At 67.9% G+C, this 15,291-nt stretch carries 23 protein-coding genes; 8 read left to right on the forward strand and 15 right to left on the reverse strand.

Features of this window, described 5'->3' with window-relative positions:
* Window positions 1-38: 38 nt before the first annotated feature.
* On the forward strand, window positions 39-695 hold the full coding sequence (locus tag ACIA12_RS28740) for a peptidyl-tRNA hydrolase (RefSeq protein WP_396370183.1): 657 nt from the start codon (window positions 39-41) through the stop codon (window positions 693-695).
* Here ACIA12_RS28740 and ACIA12_RS28745 read toward each other — a convergent pair.
* From ACIA12_RS28745 to ACIA12_RS28760, 4 genes are read right to left on the reverse strand one after another with little or no spacing between them, the layout of a single operon-like run.
* The gene (locus ACIA12_RS28745) at window positions 677-1,384 is read right to left on the reverse strand and encodes a DUF6928 family protein (protein WP_396370185.1); all 708 of its coding nucleotides are present in this window, start codon (window positions 1,382-1,384) and stop codon (window positions 677-679) included. The two genes, ACIA12_RS28740 and ACIA12_RS28745, sit on opposite strands and share 19 nt — an antisense overlap.
* A gap of 9 nt (window positions 1,385-1,393) precedes the next feature.
* Window positions 1,394-1,978, reverse strand: a complete 585-nt coding sequence (locus ACIA12_RS28750; protein WP_396370187.1) for a dihydrofolate reductase family protein — start codon at window positions 1,976-1,978, stop codon at window positions 1,394-1,396.
* Window positions 1,975-2,457 (reverse strand): SRPBCC family protein, encoded by a 483-nt coding sequence (locus ACIA12_RS28755; protein WP_396370188.1) that lies wholly within the window; start codon window positions 2,455-2,457, stop codon window positions 1,975-1,977. The genes ACIA12_RS28750 and ACIA12_RS28755 overlap by 4 nt, the downstream gene beginning before the upstream one ends.
* Window positions 2,454-2,792, reverse strand: a complete 339-nt coding sequence (locus tag ACIA12_RS28760; protein WP_396370190.1) for an ArsR/SmtB family transcription factor — start codon at window positions 2,790-2,792, stop codon at window positions 2,454-2,456. The genes ACIA12_RS28755 and ACIA12_RS28760 overlap by 4 nt, the downstream gene beginning before the upstream one ends.
* 124 nt (window positions 2,793-2,916) lie before the next feature.
* On the opposite strand from ACIA12_RS28760, the gene ACIA12_RS28765 reads away from it, so the two are divergent.
* The 4 genes from ACIA12_RS28765 to ACIA12_RS28780 are packed head-to-tail and all read left to right on the forward strand — an operon-like array spanning window position 2,917 to window position 4,074.
* Entirely contained in the window at window positions 2,917-3,141 is a 225-nt protein-coding gene (locus tag ACIA12_RS28765) for a hypothetical protein (RefSeq protein WP_343979904.1), read from the forward strand.
* Window positions 3,141-3,632: a Clp protease N-terminal domain-containing protein gene (locus tag ACIA12_RS28770; protein WP_396370192.1), complete on the forward strand. Its 492-nt coding sequence runs from the start codon at window positions 3,141-3,143 to the stop codon at window positions 3,630-3,632. The genes ACIA12_RS28765 and ACIA12_RS28770 overlap by 1 nt, the downstream gene beginning before the upstream one ends.
* Window positions 3,632-3,904: a DUF998 domain-containing protein gene (locus tag ACIA12_RS28775; protein ID WP_396370193.1), complete on the forward strand. Its 273-nt coding sequence runs from the start codon at window positions 3,632-3,634 to the stop codon at window positions 3,902-3,904. The genes ACIA12_RS28770 and ACIA12_RS28775 overlap by 1 nt, the downstream gene beginning before the upstream one ends.
* Entirely contained in the window at window positions 3,886-4,074 is a 189-nt protein-coding gene (locus tag ACIA12_RS28780) for a DUF998 domain-containing protein (RefSeq protein WP_396370194.1), read from the forward strand. Before ACIA12_RS28775 ends, ACIA12_RS28780 begins: the two co-directional genes overlap by 19 nt.
* Here ACIA12_RS28780 and ACIA12_RS28785 read toward each other — a convergent pair.
* The 6 genes from ACIA12_RS28785 to ACIA12_RS28810 form a co-directional block, all read right to left on the reverse strand.
* Window positions 4,071-5,594 carry a multicopper oxidase domain-containing protein gene (locus ACIA12_RS28785; RefSeq protein WP_396370196.1) on the reverse strand — a complete coding sequence of 508 codons (1,524 nt, stop codon included), beginning with the start codon at window positions 5,592-5,594 and terminating at the stop codon, window positions 4,071-4,073. The genes ACIA12_RS28780 and ACIA12_RS28785 overlap by 4 nt on opposite strands.
* Window positions 5,591-5,944: a hypothetical protein gene (locus tag ACIA12_RS28790; RefSeq protein WP_396370437.1), complete on the reverse strand. Its 354-nt coding sequence runs from the start codon at window positions 5,942-5,944 to the stop codon at window positions 5,591-5,593. The genes ACIA12_RS28785 and ACIA12_RS28790 overlap by 4 nt, the downstream gene beginning before the upstream one ends.
* A 20-nt stretch (window positions 5,945-5,964) precedes the next feature.
* Window positions 5,965-6,330: a hypothetical protein gene (locus tag ACIA12_RS28795; protein ID WP_396370198.1), complete on the reverse strand. Its 366-nt coding sequence runs from the start codon at window positions 6,328-6,330 to the stop codon at window positions 5,965-5,967.
* Between the two features lie 66 nt (window positions 6,331-6,396).
* A complete protein-coding gene (locus ACIA12_RS28800) occupies window positions 6,397-6,741 on the reverse strand; it encodes a hypothetical protein (protein WP_363812911.1) in 345 nt (114 codons plus the stop codon).
* An 85-nt stretch (window positions 6,742-6,826) separates the two neighbouring features.
* Complete coding sequence (locus ACIA12_RS28805; RefSeq protein WP_396370200.1) at window positions 6,827-7,048, reverse strand: hypothetical protein; 222 nt, start codon at window positions 7,046-7,048, stop codon at window positions 6,827-6,829.
* 76 nt (window positions 7,049-7,124) lie between these two features.
* Window positions 7,125-8,165 (reverse strand): LacI family DNA-binding transcriptional regulator, encoded by a 1,041-nt coding sequence (locus tag ACIA12_RS28810; protein ID WP_396370201.1) that lies wholly within the window; start codon window positions 8,163-8,165, stop codon window positions 7,125-7,127.
* 123 nt (window positions 8,166-8,288) lie between these two features.
* Between ACIA12_RS28810 and ACIA12_RS28815 the strand changes: the two genes are divergently transcribed.
* Genes ACIA12_RS28815 through ACIA12_RS28825 form a run of 3 tightly spaced genes read left to right on the forward strand, consistent with a single transcriptional unit; the run spans window position 8,289 to window position 10,124 of the window.
* On the forward strand, window positions 8,289-9,002 hold the full coding sequence (locus tag ACIA12_RS28815) for a copper homeostasis protein CutC (RefSeq protein WP_396370202.1): 714 nt from the start codon (window positions 8,289-8,291) through the stop codon (window positions 9,000-9,002).
* Window positions 8,999-9,256: a DUF4031 domain-containing protein gene (locus ACIA12_RS28820; RefSeq protein ID WP_396370203.1), complete on the forward strand. Its 258-nt coding sequence runs from the start codon at window positions 8,999-9,001 to the stop codon at window positions 9,254-9,256. Before ACIA12_RS28815 ends, ACIA12_RS28820 begins: the two co-directional genes overlap by 4 nt.
* A 1-nt stretch (window position 9,257) precedes the next feature.
* Window positions 9,258-10,124 carry a serine hydrolase domain-containing protein gene (locus ACIA12_RS28825; protein WP_396370204.1) on the forward strand — a complete coding sequence of 289 codons (867 nt, stop codon included), beginning with the start codon at window positions 9,258-9,260 and terminating at the stop codon, window positions 10,122-10,124.
* A 39-nt stretch (window positions 10,125-10,163) separates the two neighbouring features.
* On the opposite strand, the gene tuf is transcribed toward ACIA12_RS28825, so the two are convergent.
* The 5 genes from tuf to ACIA12_RS28850 all read right to left on the reverse strand — a co-directional run bounded on the left by tuf (window position 10,164) and on the right by ACIA12_RS28850 (window position 15,242).
* On the reverse strand, window positions 10,164-11,351 hold the full coding sequence (gene tuf, locus ACIA12_RS28830; RefSeq protein WP_396370206.1) for an elongation factor Tu: 1,188 nt from the start codon (window positions 11,349-11,351) through the stop codon (window positions 10,164-10,166).
* A 281-nt stretch (window positions 11,352-11,632) separates the two neighbouring features.
* Window positions 11,633-12,295 carry a DNA alkylation repair protein gene (locus ACIA12_RS28835; RefSeq protein WP_396370207.1) on the reverse strand — a complete coding sequence of 221 codons (663 nt, stop codon included), beginning with the start codon at window positions 12,293-12,295 and terminating at the stop codon, window positions 11,633-11,635.
* Between the two features lie 67 nt (window positions 12,296-12,362).
* Window positions 12,363-12,536 (reverse strand): serine hydrolase, encoded by a 174-nt coding sequence (locus tag ACIA12_RS28840; protein ID WP_396370438.1) that lies wholly within the window; start codon window positions 12,534-12,536, stop codon window positions 12,363-12,365.
* On the reverse strand, window positions 12,458-12,808 hold the full coding sequence (locus ACIA12_RS28845; protein ID WP_396370209.1) for a hypothetical protein: 351 nt from the start codon (window positions 12,806-12,808) through the stop codon (window positions 12,458-12,460). Before ACIA12_RS28845 ends, ACIA12_RS28840 begins: the two co-directional genes overlap by 79 nt.
* A 52-nt stretch (window positions 12,809-12,860) precedes the next feature.
* Entirely contained in the window at window positions 12,861-15,242 is a 2,382-nt protein-coding gene (locus ACIA12_RS28850) for a hypothetical protein (protein ID WP_396370211.1), read from the reverse strand.
* Between the last annotated feature and the right edge of the window lie 49 nt (window positions 15,243-15,291).

Consider the following 15,291-nt stretch of genomic DNA (forward strand, 5'->3'; position numbering starts at 1 on the left):
CGGGTGTTCGCTCAGCGGTCACTGGCAGACTCGGCGGGGTGAGTTCTGAGGAGTTCGTGCTGACGCTGGTGCTGCGGGTGGAGAAGGTGGAGCGGCCTGGGCAGACGGATGCGCTGGAGACGGCGGCGCGGGCGGTGCTGGCGATTCTGGCGGATGAGCGGTCTGTTGGTGAGGGGGAGTGGGCCGAGGCGATGCGCGGCTGGCAGGACGCGCGGATCCGGAAGGTGGTCCGCCGGGCCCGCGGTGCCGAGTGGCGACGGGCGGAGGCGCTGCCGGGGATCACGGTCGTGGGTGGGACAGCGGTAGTACGGGTGTTTCCGCCAGTACCACTGGACGAGGTGCCCAAGGACCTGGCGAAGCTGCAGGTCACCGGGACCGATCTGGAGGATCCGGAGGAGTTGCCCGCGGTGGACGACGGGTTGCCGGTGCTGTGGGTGAATCCGGGGCTTGAGATGTCGACCGGCAAAACGATGGCCCAGGTCGGTCACGGCGTGCACCTCGCATGGTTCGAGCTGCCGGACGCCGATCGGAAAGCATGGCAGGAGGACGGCTTCCGCCTCGCCGTCCGCACCGCCACCCCGGCCCGGTGGGAAGGCTTGATGGCCAGTGGGCTTCCCGTAGTACAGGACGCTGGTTTCACTGAGATCGACCCGGGCAGTTACACGGTCATCGCTGATCATCCCGCGCTGCGGTAGCCCAACAGGGTGATCTCTTCCAGCTCAGGGTCGTCGTCCAGGAGTTGGCCTTCATAGACGAACCCGAACAAGGTGCGCAGCGCGGCCTCCGACAGCTCCAGGGGATGGAAGGGCAACGGGTAGCTGTCGGCGCCTTCACTCGGCATCGGCGGAGGGCTGTCGGGCGTGGCCGGGGATCTGCCGGGCAAGTAGGCACGGCTGACGGGAACGGGATCGCCGGCCACCAGCGGATGCTCGCCGGCCCAATAGGCATGCTCGAAGGGCAGCGGCTGGCCGATGTTCTCCATCACCCCGTCGTCGGGGGCGAGGCTGAGTGAGCGAGTCAGGGTGCCGTCCGGCGCCCAGATCGCATAGGCGAACCAGTCGACGACGCTGTGCGTCGCGTGCAGGTAGACGGTCCGGCCGTTGGCCTCGGCGAGGTACTTCGCGGGCAGGGTCGACGGCCGATCGAGCGCCACCGTCCCACTGCAGAGCACGGTCAGACCGGGGTACACGCCGGCGTACACGAGGCCGTCCGGCGGGTTCGGGTTCTCGAGAAGGTTCCCGTCCGTCACCGCCGTCAGAAGCGTCTCGGGGTGGAGCCGCTCGACCAGGGCCCGGGTGGCAGCTCGATCCGGTTGCGGATGTGTGCGGAGTACTTCGGCGATGGTGCCCTCGGCGTACATCAGCATCCAGTCCTTTGCGCCCATGGGGACTTTCTACCGGATCGCGTAGTGCAGGTGGGTCACGCGGTCGCCCTCGATGACTCTGGGGTTGTTGAAGAGTTGCAGGCGGCCGGTGTAGTCGCCGAAGAACGGGCGGCCGGTGCCGAAGACGACGGGGACCAGGTTGAGGACCAGGTCGTCCAGCAGGCCGGCTTCGAGGAGCTGGCCGGTGAGGTTGCCGGCAGCAACGACCACGTCGCGGTCGCCGGCCAGCGCCTTCGCCTGGTCGACAGCCTGCTCGATGCCGTCGACGAAGGTGAACGGGGCGTCGGGGAAGGGCCAGTCGGTCGGCGGCGCGTGGGTGACCACGACGACGTGGTCACCCACCGACGGTACGCCGTTCCAGCCGTTCGTCAGGTCGAACAGACGGCGTCCGATCATCGTGACGCCGATGTCCGGCCAGACGGAGTTCAGGTAGTCGGCGGTGGCCTGGCTGACGTGGAACGGGCGGCCGGGATCGGCGCCGTAGAGCTCTACCGGCCCGTTGTTGTACCAGTCGAACAGCGGCCCGACAGCGTCCGAGGTGTCAGCGACGAACCCGTCCAGGGAGACGGCCGCGGTGGCGATGACTCTGCTCATGCTCCCTCCCCGCGGGCGAGCAGCTCGGCGAGCCGGTCCATCGAGTCGTTGATGCCGTACTCCATCCCGCTCTGGACGGCGGCGTCCCGGGATTCGACCGAGGGAAAGACGGACTGCGTGTGCAGCCGTACGCCGGTGTCAGTCTTCTCGTAGGTCGCGCGCTCCAGGCACACCTCGCCCGGCGCCCCTTCCCACTCGAAGGTCTGGATCACCAGCGTCTCGGGCTCGACGGTGTGGAAGACACCACGGAACGCGAACTCGTCGTCGCCGCGCCTGTGGATGTACCGGTACTTGCCGCCCGGCCGGACGTCGTACTCCTCGACCGTCATCTCGAGGTCGCGCGGGCCCAGCCACTGGGCGACCAGGTCGGGGTCGGTCTGGACCCGGAACAGCTGGGCCGGCGTCGCGTCGAACTCGCGCGTCACCTCGATGAACGGCGTGCCAGGCGGGGCGGTGATGGTGGTGGGGTTGGTGCTCATTTCTCCTGCTCCTTCGCGGTTTCGAGGATGGTGTCGATCTGCCGGAACCGGCGCTCGGAGGCGAGCCGGTAGCCGTCGATCCAGCTGGTCAGGCTCTCCAGAACGGCCGGGTTGAGATGGCAAGGACGGCGCTGGCCGTCCCGGCTGCGGGTGATCAGGCCGGCCGCCTCGAGCACCTGCAGGTGCCGCGAGATCGCCTGCTTGGTGATCTCGAACGGCTCCGCGAGCTCGTTGACCGTCGCCTCACCACGCGACAACCGCGCGATCAGCGCCCGGCGGACCGGATCACCGAGCGCGGTGAAGGCCCGATCCAGCGCCTCTTCGTCAACTGACATCTTTATCAACCATCCCGTTGATCAACTGATGTGTTGAATATAAACGGCTCTTCGGCGCGCGGTCAAGGGTGCTTTTTAGCAACTTGAGTTGACATGTCGGTGTTGTCAACCTAAGTTGCTAAGCATGGAGAAGCTGGTGGAGGAGGACGATCCCGGCGCCGGACTGGCGTCGGTGGTCGCGTTGCGGCGGCTGGCCGACCGGATCGAGGACAGCCAGGTGGAGCAGGCGATGCGGGCCGGCTGGAGCTGGTCCGACGTCGCCGAGGTGCTGGGCGTGACCCGGCAGGCCGTGCACAAGAAACACGCCAAGCGGCTGATCGCCGCCGGCGTCGCCCTGAGGAGGCGTTGATGACGACGAAGGTGAACGATGTCCGGTCCGTCCTGGTCCGCGGTGCCCGCGCCGAAGCGGTCGAGGACGGCTCGCCCGCGATCGAGGCCGAGCACGTACTACTCGCCCTGACCGAACTGTCCGGTACTGCGACCGCCCGCCTGCTCGCCGATGCAGGCCTGACCCACGAGACGACCCGAGCGGCGCTCGACCGCGAATGGGAACAAAGCCTCGCAAGCGCAGGCGTCGCCGTAGCCATCGCCGAGTTGCCCAAGGCAACACCGGACCGCTCTCGCAGCCCTCAGATTGGCGAGACTGCAAAGCTGCTGCTCAAGCGCGCGATGGCCACCGCCTCGGCCACCGGCGGCGGCCGCATCGGCGCCGCCCACCTACTCGTCGGCGCTCTCGACACCACCCTCGGCCGCGTCGCCCGCGCCCTGGAATTGGCCGGCATCGACCGCGAAGCCCTCCGCGCCCAGGCCTACCAAGCAGCCGCCCGCGGAGAACACTGATGACCACAACCGCCCAGCTGCCGATGGTCCGAAACCGCTTGCTGTACTGCGGATTGCTGGCCGGCCCGCTCTTCGTCCTCACCTTCCTGCTCGAAGGAGCCTTCAAAGGCGACGGCTACAGCCAACTGCGCCACCCGGTGAGTTCCCTTGCCCTCGGCAACAACGGCTGGATCCAGACCGCGAACTTCCTGGTGGCCGGCGCACTGGCGGTCGCCTTCGCCATCGGACTCTGGCGAGCGGCGGATCGGCGTCGGTGCGGAGAGCACGCCTAGGCGCAGTACTGGTCGGTGTGTGGGGCGCCGGCCTGCTGGGCGCAGGGCTCTTCAACACCGATCCGGTCAGCGGGTTTCCGCTGGGCACACCTGCCACGGTCGACTACACCACCTCCGGCGCGCTACATGACGCCTTCTCGCTGCCCGCCCTTGCTTGGCGGAGGCTCTAGATCGTTTCGAAGGCGGCCATCATGGCCATGTCCTCGTGTTCGAGGTTGTGGCAGTGGATGAGGTATTTGCCTTTGTGGGTGGAGAATCTGACCAGGACGTCGACGACCTCGGCGGGGCGGATGTCGACTGTGTCCTTCCAGCCGGTGTCGTACGGGCCGGGCTTGGCTCCCCCGCGGCGGAGTACCTGGAAGGGGGCGAGGTGGACGTGGACGGGGTGATGGACGTCGGTGACGAAGGACCAGACCTCGTACTGGTCGAGCTTCACGGAGGCCTGCATCTGCTGGGGATCGAAGGCTTTGCCGTTGATGGTCCAGCCTTGGTGGCCGTTGGCCGAGCCTCGGCGGAAGCGCCACTCGCGGTGGATGAGGCCGGACGGTTCGGGGACGGCAGCGTACGACGAAAGCCGCGCGGGCACGTTGCTGTCGTCTCGAGCCTTGCGGGCGACCTTGAATCGCATCAGCTGGCCGGCCCGGCCGCTGTCCAACTTGTTGAGCAAGGTGACTTCAGCGCCTGGCTGGTACTCCGAAAAGTCCACCACCACGTCGAAGCGCTCAGCCGGCGCGATCACCAGCGTCTTGTGTTCGACGGGCGCTCCGAGTAACCCGCCGTCGCTGCCGATCTGGACGAACGTCGCCGGGCCGGGATCGAGGGCGAGCTCGTAGCGACGCGCGTTCGAGGCGTTGAGAATGCGGAAGCGATACCGCGCCGCATCCACCTCGAGCACCGGCCACGGGGCGCCGTTGACCAGCATGACGTCGCCGATCACACCTTCCATGTACTTCGCCTCGACCCCGGGTCCGTCCTTCGCCGCCGGGTAGAGGAACGAGCCGTCGGCGGCGAACGCCCGGTCCGCCAGCATCAGCGGGATCTCGCGATCGCCACCAGGTAAGGGAAGTGCGTCCTCTTCGGCATCACGAATCAGATGCAGGCCGAACAGCCCGCGGTAGACCTGCGGAGCCGTGTAGTCCATCCGGTGGTCGTGATACCAGAGGGTCGCGGCGCGTTGCGTGTTCGGGTAGGTGTACGTCCGGCTACCCGTCCTGACGTCGCCCCCGGCCATGTGTCCGGCGTGCTCTTGGTGCTCGCCGGTGGGCATCAGCAGATCCAGTGGCCAGCCGTCGCTCGCGGCCGGCGTGTGCCCGCCATGGAGATGCACGGCCGTCGGTACGTCGAGTTGGTTGACCTGCTGGATGACTGTTGTCCGGCCGCTCGGTACGTCGAAGGTCGGGCCGGGGAGCAGTCCGTCGTACCCGAGGATCTCGGTCTTCAAGCCGGGCAGGATCTCCAGCGAGGCCTTCTGCTGGACGACGCGGTAGTAGTCGGTCCCGGCTTGCGTTCGGAGCGGTTTCTTCACGGGTGGGATCGGCAGTGGGACCTTGAAGGCTTCGGGCAGGGGCGCCTTGCTCTTCAGGAGTTCGGCGGACTGGGCGCGGGAGGCGTCGAGGCCGCAACCGGCCAGCGTGAGGGCCACGCCGGTACCACCGGCCGCTCCGAGGAATCCACGGCGGGACAGCTTCATTTCTTCACCTCTCGGCGTGCGGTGGAGCGGAAGGACCAGACCGTCATCCAGAGCACGGTGATCACGATCGCGGTGCCGAGTGGCACGTGGACGGCGAAGTTCTGCTGGTAGCCGAAGACGACCTGGGTCAGCTCGGCGACGATCAGGCCAATGGTGACGAGGGCCGGCCAGAGGCGGCCTCGGCCGGGGCGCCAGTACAGGATCGCGGCGACGAGCTGGATGAAGGCGATCAGGAACAGCGACGACCCGATCGGGCCGTGCCACGCCATCGCGTCGACCTCGCCGGACAGGAAGTACCCGGCGAGAATCGGCTGCGCTGCGACGAGTACTGCGTGCAGGAGGAGGGTCATCCTCAACAGCCACAGGGTGATCATGCGGGCCTCGCGGCCGGGCGGAAGGTCCAGATGGCGAAGGCGATGACGAGCGCGACGATGGTGATGCCGAGGGGGATGTGGACGGCGAGGTCGCGGGTGTAGCCCGTCGAGATCTGGATTGCTTCTGCGGCGAGTAGCAAGAGGGATACGAGGGCTGCGGAGCCTTTGCCGCCGGAGCGCCAGTAGATCGTGGCGAGCAGTACTTGGCCGAGCGAGAGGAAGGCGAGGCCGAGGCCGATCGGCTCGTGCAGTCGCATCGCGCTGCCCGACCCGTTCAGATAGACGCCCGCGAGCACGGGTTGCAGACAGGCCGCGACGGCATGCAGCACCGCGACAACCCGAAGCACCACCAAAGACTTCATGGTGGTGATAGTAGTAGGCTGTCTACATGTAGCGCGACCAGGTATTTCCCTGAGTGGTCCCGCGCGTTAGGTCAGGTGGCCGAGGGGAGAGACCGAGATGCCGGCTCGTTCGCAGACCCAGTGGGGGTCGGGGCCGAGCTCGGGTTCGATGCGGAGTTCGTGGTCGTTGAGGTCGTCGCAGGCGGTGCAGCGCGGCCAGCGGACGCCGGAGTCGGAGAGGCGGTCCTGAACGTCCTGGGCGACCAGGCCGGCGATGTGCTCGGCGCCGTCCGGCCATTGGTCCAGCCACCACTGCCGTCCCGCGACGGCGTCCTCCAGCAGGGACACCATGATGGCGTCGTCGAATCCCCGCGCCGCCAGGTCGTGAAGCACCTGTGCCCGGGCTGTCAGCAACACACCTGGTTCGTTCATCGCCCTTCAGAGTGCCAGACGGAACCGACAAAACCCCACGCCGATCGGCCTGGGGTTCTGTCGCCTCGGGAGAGGTCTGGGTGGATCAGCCGGCCAGCGGCTCGCAGCGCGGCGCCGGGTCGAGGCGATCGGCGAGCTTGAGCTCGCGCTCGGCGGCGGTTCGCAGTACGGCGGAAAGCCTTGCGCGGAAGGCGAATCCGCGGCGAACCGGCTCGTAGTACTCCTCCTGAGGAGCATTCGGCAGTGCGGACTGGGCGAGGGACCTCGCGTTCTCCACTGCGGTGTTGCCGGCGATGAAGTAAGTCATGGTCGTGCTCCCTTCCGAAGGGCGTGGTGATCAGAACCCATGGCCGGGCCGGCCATCGGCAGCTGAGGTGGGTGATTCAGTTGCGGGGTGCGGGACCGCTGCTCGCGCGGACGACCAGCTCGGTCGGCAGGGTGAGATGACGCTCGGTCTCGTTCGGGTCCAGCAGCATCCGGCCGACGGCGCGGCCCTTGTCCTTGATCGGCTGCCGGATCGTGGTCAGCCCGGCCGTCTCGGCGGCGGGGATGTCGTCGAAGCCGGTCACGGTCAGGTCCCGGCCCGGGGTCAGGCCGCGGATCTTCATCGCCTCCATCGCGCCGAGCGCCTGCACGTCGCTCAGCCCGGCGATCGCGGTCGGCCGGTCCTGCGAGTCGAGCACCCAGCTCGCCGCGGCCAGCCCGGAGCTGAAGGCGTTGTGACCGCCCGAGACGATCCGGAGCCGGGCGTCCGGCATCGTCTTGCGCAGCCCGGCGACCCGGAGCTCGCAGTCGTCGCAGCCGATCTGGTCGGCGTCGAGCTCGATCGGGCCGGCGCTGCTCGCCTTGTGGTTGTCGACCAGGACGACCACGTCGCGGTGGCCGAGCCGGGATAGGTGCTCACCCATCGCCGCGGCGGCGTCGCGTTCGTCGATCGCCACCCAGCCGTCGGCCAGGTCGTGCCCGCCCATCGTCGACACCATCGGGATACCGCGGTTCTTCAGCAGATCGAGCGCGGGATGGCCGTAGTCGACGCAGAAGATCGCCGCGGTGTCGATCGCCGCCTGGCGGACGGCGTTCGTCCCGGACTCGATGTCGCTGGAGCTGATCGGCATCAGCAGCAGGCTGGTGGTGAATTCCTCGGCGACCTCGGCCAGCCCGGCCAGGAAGCCGACCGCGTACGGGTCGGAGAAGGCGTAGGAGAGCTTGTCGGTGAACAGCACGCCGACCGCACCGGCCTTGCCGCTGCGCAGGGCGCGGGCAGAGGCGTCGGGACCGGCGTACCCGAGCTCCTGGGCCTTGGCCAGGACCCGCTCGCGGACCGCGGCGGAGAGCTGGTCAGGCTTGTTGTAGGCGTTGGAGACGGTCGACGGCGACACTCCGGCGGCCTGGGCGACGGTCTTGATGGTGACCCGGGGTGTCATCGGCACAGCTCCTTCTGCATCGTTCTACTAAATCGTTCTAGAAAAACGATACAGAAGACCTTCGGAGAGTGCAACAGTTATTTTCGGCGCGGTGCCGTGGCCCGATGCAGGATGATGGCGGGCATGGGTTCGTTGCTGGAGATCATCGCTCTGCATCCGGCGGATGCCGAGGCGGCTCAGGAGGGCGGCGCGGACCGGCTGGAGCTGTGCGCCTCGATGGAGGCCGACGGCTTGTGCCCGTCGGTGTCGACGGTCAGCGCGATCCGCCGGGTGACCGACCTGCCGTTGCGGGTGATGCTGCGGCTGTCCAACTCGTTCGGTACCGACGGCGCGGAGCTGAACCGGCTGACCGCGATGGCGCAGTCCTACCTGTCGGCCGGCGCGGACGGGTTCGTCTTCGGGTTCCTGAACGCGGACAACGAGATCGACGTCGACTCGGCCGCTTCCCTCGCGAGCACCTTCGCCGGTACGCCGTGGACGTTCCACCGGGCCGTCGACGCCGTGCTCGAGCAGCAGAAGGCATGGCGGGCGCTGCGAAGCCTGCCGGGGCTGGACTGCGTGCTGACGGCGGGGTCGTCGCTCGGGGTCGGGCACGGTCTCGACGATCTGCTCAAGCTGGCGTCCGGGGACGAACAGGTCGCGAAGGTGATGATGGCGGGCGGCTCGCTCCAGCCGGAGCATGTGCCGTGGCTGTACGGCGCCGGCGTCCGCCGGTTCCACGTGGGCTCGTCGGTGCGGCAGGACGGGTCGTGGACGAAGGCGTACGTGAACTCGCGCTTTGTCCGAGCGTGGCGGAATCTGCTGGATGCGCAGGACGAGAAGGGCGCCGCGCGGTGATCTACATCGATCCGCCGGCCTGGTCGGCGCACAATCGGTTGTGGTCGCATCTGGTCAGCGATGTGTCGTACGAGGAACTGCACGAGTTCGCCCGTGCCGCCGGGATTCCGGCTCGTGGCTTCGACCGCGATCATTACGACGTACCGTCCGATCGGTACGACGATCTGGTGGCGGCCGGGGCTGTACCGGTGTCGAGCCGGGTGATCGTGCAACGCCTGCTCGCCTCGGGCCTGCGCCATCGCAAGGGAACCTGAGGTGGATGTATCCGCCTTCGAGGGTCTCGGTGCAGTGGCCGGTGTATCGAACCGCGGCCAACGAGAGCTGGCAGCGACTGGCGCAACGGCCGACACACCATTCCGGATCGCGTCCCTGACCAAGACGTTCACCGCGGCGGCGGTGGTGAGAGCCCTGTGGCAGAAGGGTTTTGAGCTGACTACGCCGGTGGCCTCGGTCCTTCCGGAGCTGGCGACGGAGCTGACGGTCGAGCAGGTCCTCGCCCAGTCCTCCGGTCTGAAACAGACGGCGGAGGCCGCGGCTGTTGCGGCGTTGGGCGAGGGAGATGAGGTGTTCCTCGCTGCCGCGAAGCTGGTGGTCGCCGGCGGGCAGGAGCATCCGCCGGGGGAACGCTGGGCCTACTACAACGGCAACTACTTCCTCGCCGGTGCGTTGCTGGAGCGATTGGCCGGTGGGACCTTCGAGGACGGTCTGCAGGAATTGATTTCGGCGGCCGGGCTGAGCTCGACAGCTTTTACTTCCGGTGACTATCCAAGGGCTCGCCGGCCAAGCGGCGGGCTCTGGTCGACTGTGCCCGATCTGCTGACCTTCTGCGAGTTTCTGTTGCAGGACAAGGGATTGCTGGCGGCGATCGCCACTCCGCGAGTGTGGACGCCATTGGCGTATGGGCTGGGATGGGCGGTGGGGCCGGCGGGGATGTTGTATCTCAACGGGCGGTTGCCGGGGTACCGGGCGGCGATGCTGTTGTCGCCGGGGCACGGGTGGGCGGCTGCGATGCTGGTGGACGATACCGATGCGTTGCCGGCGATCGCGGAGTACCTGGATGGGCTGCAACGGCCGCTTACCGGCGTACCGATGGCTAGGATGATCGATGCGTTCGCGGCATAAGAAAGGTGCCCCGGGCAACTAGCCCGGGGCACCTTCTCTTCAATCGAGCAGTTCGGTGACCGTGCCGGCGGCGACGGTGTGGCCGCCTTCGCGGACGGCGAAGCCGAGGCCTGCCGTCATCGCGATCGGCTTCTCCAGGTCGACGCCGAGCTCGATCGTGTCGCCGGGCATCACCAGGGCGATGTCACCCAGGTCGATCCCACCCGACACGTCCGTGGTCCGGAAGTAGAACTGCGGCCGGTAGTCCGAGGCGAACGGCGTGTGCCGGCCACCCTCGGCGGTCGACAGCGCGTGCAGTTGCGCCCGGAACTTGCGATGCGGCTGCACCGTGCCCGGCAGTACCAGTACCTGGCCACGACGGACCTCGTCGCGCTTGATGCCACGCAGCAGTACGGCCGCGTTGTCACCCGCCTCCGCGGACTCCAGCGACTTGCCGAACGTCTCCAGCCCGATCGCCGTACTGGTGATCGTCGGGCCGAGGCCCACGACCTCCACGGCGTCGCCGAGCTTGAGCGAACCCTGCTCGACCGCGCCGGTGACGACGGTGCCACGACCGCTGATGGTGAGGACGTTCTCGATCGGCATCAGGAACGGCTCGCCCAGCTCACGGTCGGGGACCGGTACGTAGTCGTCGACCGCGTCGAGCAGGTCGCCGACGGCCTTCATCCACTCGGGGTCGCCCTCGAGCGCACGCAGACCGGAGACGCGCACGACCGGTACCTCGTCGCCCGGGAAGCCGTACTCCGACAGGAGTTCGCGGACCTCCAGCTCGACCAGGTCGAGCAGTTCGGGGTCGTCGACGGCGTCGGCCTTGTTCAGCGCGACGACCAGGTACGGCACGCCGACGCGTTGCGCGAGCAGTACGTGCTCACGGGTCTGCGGCATGGCGCCGTCCTGCGCCGACACGACCAGGATCGCCGCGTCCACCTGGGCGGCGCCGGTGATCATGTTCTTCACGTAGTCGGCGTGCCCGGGCATGTCGACGTGCGCGTAGTGCCGGTTGGCGGTCTCGTACTCGACGTGCGAGATGTTGATCGTGATCCCGCGCTGGACCTCCTCGGGCGCCCGGTCGATCCCGTCGAACGCGACGAACGAGTTGAGGCTCGGGTAGCGCTCGGCGAGCACCTTGGTGATCGCGGCGGTCAGCGTGGTCTTGCCATGGTCGACATGCCCCATGGTGCCGATGTTGAGGTGCGGCTTGGTCCGCACGAACTGGCTCTTGGCCATTGTGTTTTCCCTTGCTGGTCAGAAGATTCGACTGAGCCAGGACCCAGGGCCGTCCGTACCAGCTGGTTTCTCAGCGGTCGGAGGGGGCCGGTTGCCTGCCACCCTCCTCCGCGGGTCCTGCGTCAGCAGGAGGAGGGTCGGCTTCGCGCGCCGGTGAAGTCTTCTGACGTCCACGCGGCAGCGCCTGACAGGCCCAGGCCTGACAGGTACGCAACAGAATCCGCGCGGAACATGGTCATCACGGTATGAGTCAACGCTGCCGTCGGCAACGGATATTCCCGCTAGCTCAGCTTCTCCCGGGCGTACCGGAGGGTGGGTGTCTGCATGGCTGATTCGTGGTTGCGGAGGAAGGTTCGGAGGGATGGTTCGTCCAGTACGCCGGCGTATTTGAGGGCTATGCCTACGGGTTTCGAGACGACCGGGTTCTTGTCGGCGAGGAGTAGTTCGGCGAGGGCGTAGAGGTCGGTGAGGTCGGCTGGGGTGCCGTAGCGGGCGAAGTACAGGGGAGCTGTGATTGCTGTGCGCCGGCGTAGTGGGTCGGTGGTTCGGGCGAGGGTGAACAGTGGGGTTCTGTCGCGGGTCAGCAGGTATCGGCCGATCACGTGGGGTGCTGCTCGGTCGACCATGTCCCAGCTGTCGATGGCGTCGTGTCGCCGTAGGTAGAGCTCGTATGCCGTTCGGTGCTCGTCGTCGGTCGTCTTCTTCGCGCGCGCCTTGAAGTCGAGTATGCAGAAGGCGGCCAGTCGGCCCTCGTAGGACGGCTCGTCCATCAGGCGCTCGACTTCCTCGAAGGACATTGAGGTGAATGCCTTGGCGGTGTCGAAGGTGTTGCGCATGGGCACACCCAGTACCTCGCCGGCACCCGGGTAGTGCTTGTGCACCACCTCGCCGGCTTTCGCGTGCTCACGCAGTGCTGCCATCAAGGCGGCCGCAGTCAGCTCCATCTCCGGAGCCTAACGCCCCCGCGCTCACCCCGACGCTCCACTTGCAGCCAAGGCAACAGCGTGCTTCTCACCTCAGCGCGTCGTCTCTCTGCGCGTCCTTTACGCCTTTGGTGGACATGACGGCGAGCATGATCGCGGGGCGGTTGGGTGGGAAGAGAATTGCTACGTCGTTGCGGGTGCCGTAGCCGGCGGTGCCGGTCTTGTCGCCGACCTTCCAGCCAGTGGGGACGCCGGCGCGGATAGTGGTGGTGTCGCGGACGTCGCCGGGGGTGGCCTTGTTGAGAGTGGGTTCGGTGCGGGTGGTGTTGCTGACGTGATCGGCGAGTTGGGGAGCAGGACGGACTCGTCGTACCGGATCAGTTTGCCGAGGTCGGGGGCCTGGGCCAGCAGTACGCCGCAGGCCAGCGACTTGAAGGTGGAGGCGAAGGCAAACCGCTCGCCGGCGCGGTAGCTGACGGTCCGATGGGAGCCGGTGTCCAGGGCGAAGACGCCGAGTCGCGCGGAGTACTGCACCTCCAGCTTGCGGAACTGCTTGGCAACCGCGACTGGGCCCGACCCTAGTCGGTCAGTTCAAGGCGAAGAGGCGGGTGCCGTCGGTGAAGATGGGGCGGCCGGTGGCTACTGTGACGGCTGGTCTGTTGCAGGTGACGTTCTTGGTATCTGCTGCTGAGGCCGCGGTCGGGCCTGGGACCAGGGGGCGCGGCTGGATGCCGGTGGTGCCGATCATGACGGGGGAGCAGCTGCCGTCCGACTGTGGCATCAGGGTGAGCACCCGGCCGTCCGGGAGCAGGCCGAAGCCGTCGCGGGGGAACTCGGGCTGCTGCAGCTTCGGTGGTACCTGCAGTAGGTGGTGCCATTGCGGTGTGCCGTCGGAGGGGTTGAGGGCGGATACGTCGTACGTCTGGTCCTCGCCCTCCTCGGTGCTCGTCCGGCAGGTGATCAGCACGATCGAGTTGTGTGTCGCGGCGAGCTGGGCGTCGCAGGACGCCCGCCCGAGCCGCGGCCTCGGCGTACCGGGCACTGGGTCGGTCCACAGGATGCGGCCCGAGCCGACGTCCACTGACCACTGGTAGAGGGTGCCGCCGGCCGCGCCGATCCAGATCAGCCCAGAGACCGCACGGGTGTCGGGTACTGCGACCAGGTCGCCGATCCACGTCGACGGGTCCAGCTCGGCGCTGAGCTCGAACTGGATGCCCACGTTGGCCTCCCAGCGCTGATCCCCATCCACAAGATCCAGTCCACGTACTACCGCGCCGTTGCCACCGCATGCGTCCACCACGACTGCCTGGTCGGCCAGCAGCACGCCCTGCGTGACAGTGCACTTCAGCCGCGCCCGCCAGTGGGTCGGGCTGCTCACACCGTGCGCCACGACCTCCGTACCTTCGGCCACCAGCAGTTGGTTGGCGTCGACCGCAAGCGCAGTACCGTCCGTGTGAACCTCAGTGAGCACCTTGCCGCTCACAGCGTCCAGTACTGCGTACGTCGGCAGGTCGATCCCGCGAGGAGCGTTCCCGTTGTCGTACGGCAGATGCGCTGCGATCGTCCGGCCATCGCTGGAGACCAGTAGCCCGTCGGAGCCGTTGGCCGCGGCGTCATCGACATCTGCTCGGGTGTACCGCCACCGGGTCTGGCCAGTGGTCGCGTCCGACATCACCACCCCATCCGACCGCAGTTCGGCCACGCCACCCGCAGTACCGGCGATAGCACCCGTCGCTGGCACCTCCCGGCTCCAGGCGACGCCACCGTCGAGCTGCACCGGCTGTGTCCCGGGTGCTTCATCCGTGGTCGTGCTCACCGTGTTGGCTGTCTCCAGCCGGGCCTGTACGAACGGCTCACCGGCCGACACCGAAATCCAGGCGAGCAGTGAAGCGCACACCACGGTCACGCCGAGACTCAGCGCCCAGGGAGGAGCCAGTGCGTAGGGCGGAGCGAGCCGTAGTCGTCGCGCCAACCCGAGCAGCGCACCGGCGACCAGTAGGGCGAAGGAAGCGAGGATGAGGTACGGCCAGCGCTCACTCATGGCCGCACCGGGCTTCGCCGAGGGCCACTGCCACCAGCAGATCCCGATGGAGATCGCCCCGACGACGGCGAACACCAGCGCAGGGATCGTCACCAGTCGAGGCTGTGCCCGGCGAAACCATGCGCAGGCAAGTGCGGCAGCCACGGCCGTACCGGCGATCGGGGCCCAGACCGGGAAGCCATTGACGTCCCCGGGCTCGGCGGGCCAGCGTGCGGCCGCTCCTAGCCCGCGGCCGAGTAGTACCGAGGCAGCGATGACCACGCCGAGCGCTGCTCCCAGGTAGATCAGCGGGATCAGCCCGGCGATCGGCCGGGCCGCCTTAGGGCCCCACTGCTTCAGTTCGCGCCGGAGGTTCTCCCGGGCCGCGTGCTCCCAGTGCTCGCGGCCGTGGTCGGTCGCATAGAGGGAGGTCTCGGACAGGCCCTGCAGGAACTTCGTCCGGCCCCGGGCGAAGTCGCGGTCGGCGATGTGCGCGTACTCCGCCCGGATGCCGACCGCGTACTCGTCGTACCGGTCCGAGGACATGCTCAGCACCCGCAGGTCCGCGTCGCACAGGACGGCGCCGTTCGCGTCGCCGGGCTCGCAGTCGTGCTTGGCGGTCAGCCGGATCAGCCGGCCGATCTCGGCCACCTTGGCGGCCTCGACGCCGTACGCCGACAGTTCGAGCTCGGCCAGTTGGGCGGAGACCTCTTCGTTCTCGCCCGGGTCGGCCTGCGGGTCGTAGATCGCGTCGTGGAACCAGGCCGCCAGCCGGACCGCGTCGACGTCGGTGGCGACCGGGGCGAGCTCGTCGATGGTCTCGAGCATCTCGGTCAGGTGCCGCTGGTCGTGATAGTGGCGATGTTGCTCTGCGTAACGAGCCAGCAGATCATCGCCCAACGGCTGCGCGTGCGGCAGCAGGCGATTCCACTGGTCGCGCAGGTCCATGGCGGTGAGTCTCGCACCCGGTGACGGCCCCCACCGACCGATCCGGGCT

The sequence above is a fragment of the Kribbella sp. NPDC051620 genome, from assembly GCF_044453825.1.
In the GTDB taxonomy this organism is placed as follows: domain Bacteria; phylum Actinomycetota; class Actinomycetes; order Propionibacteriales; family Kribbellaceae; genus Kribbella.

Coding starts and splice junctions, on each gene's coding strand:
- ACIA12_RS28745 (WP_396370185.1), bottom strand. CDS start 1,384: ATGGGCGCAAAGGACTGGATGCTGATGTACGCCGAGGGCACCATCGCC.
- ACIA12_RS28750 (WP_396370187.1), bottom strand. CDS start 1,978: ATGAGCAGAGTCATCGCCACCGCGGCCGTCTCCCTGGACGGGTTCGTC.
- ACIA12_RS28755 (WP_396370188.1), bottom strand. CDS start 2,457: ATGAGCACCAACCCCACCACCATCACCGCCCCGCCTGGCACGCCGTTC.
- ACIA12_RS28760 (WP_396370190.1), bottom strand. CDS start 2,792: ATGTCAGTTGACGAAGAGGCGCTGGATCGGGCCTTCACCGCGCTCGGT.
- ACIA12_RS28765 (WP_343979904.1), top strand. CDS start 2,917: ATGGAGAAGCTGGTGGAGGAGGACGATCCCGGCGCCGGACTGGCGTCG.
- ACIA12_RS28770 (WP_396370192.1), top strand. CDS start 3,141: ATGACGACGAAGGTGAACGATGTCCGGTCCGTCCTGGTCCGCGGTGCC.
- ACIA12_RS28775 (WP_396370193.1), top strand. CDS start 3,632: ATGACCACAACCGCCCAGCTGCCGATGGTCCGAAACCGCTTGCTGTAC.
- ACIA12_RS28785 (WP_396370196.1), bottom strand. CDS start 5,594: ATGAAGCTGTCCCGCCGTGGATTCCTCGGAGCGGCCGGTGGTACCGGC.
- ACIA12_RS28790 (WP_396370437.1), bottom strand. CDS start 5,944: ATGACCCTCCTCCTGCACGCAGTACTCGTCGCAGCGCAGCCGATTCTC.
- ACIA12_RS28795 (WP_396370198.1), bottom strand. CDS start 6,330: ATGAAGTCTTTGGTGGTGCTTCGGGTTGTCGCGGTGCTGCATGCCGTC.
- ACIA12_RS28800 (WP_363812911.1), bottom strand. CDS start 6,741: ATGAACGAACCAGGTGTGTTGCTGACAGCCCGGGCACAGGTGCTTCAC.
- ACIA12_RS28805 (WP_396370200.1), bottom strand. CDS start 7,048: ATGACTTACTTCATCGCCGGCAACACCGCAGTGGAGAACGCGAGGTCC.
- ACIA12_RS28810 (WP_396370201.1), bottom strand. CDS start 8,165: ATGACACCCCGGGTCACCATCAAGACCGTCGCCCAGGCCGCCGGAGTG.
- ACIA12_RS28815 (WP_396370202.1), top strand. CDS start 8,289: ATGGGTTCGTTGCTGGAGATCATCGCTCTGCATCCGGCGGATGCCGAG.
- tuf (WP_396370206.1), bottom strand. CDS start 11,351: ATGGCCAAGAGCCAGTTCGTGCGGACCAAGCCGCACCTCAACATCGGC.
- ACIA12_RS28835 (WP_396370207.1), bottom strand. CDS start 12,295: ATGGAGCTGACTGCGGCCGCCTTGATGGCAGCACTGCGTGAGCACGCG.
- ACIA12_RS28850 (WP_396370211.1), bottom strand. CDS start 15,242: ATGGACCTGCGCGACCAGTGGAATCGCCTGCTGCCGCACGCGCAGCCG.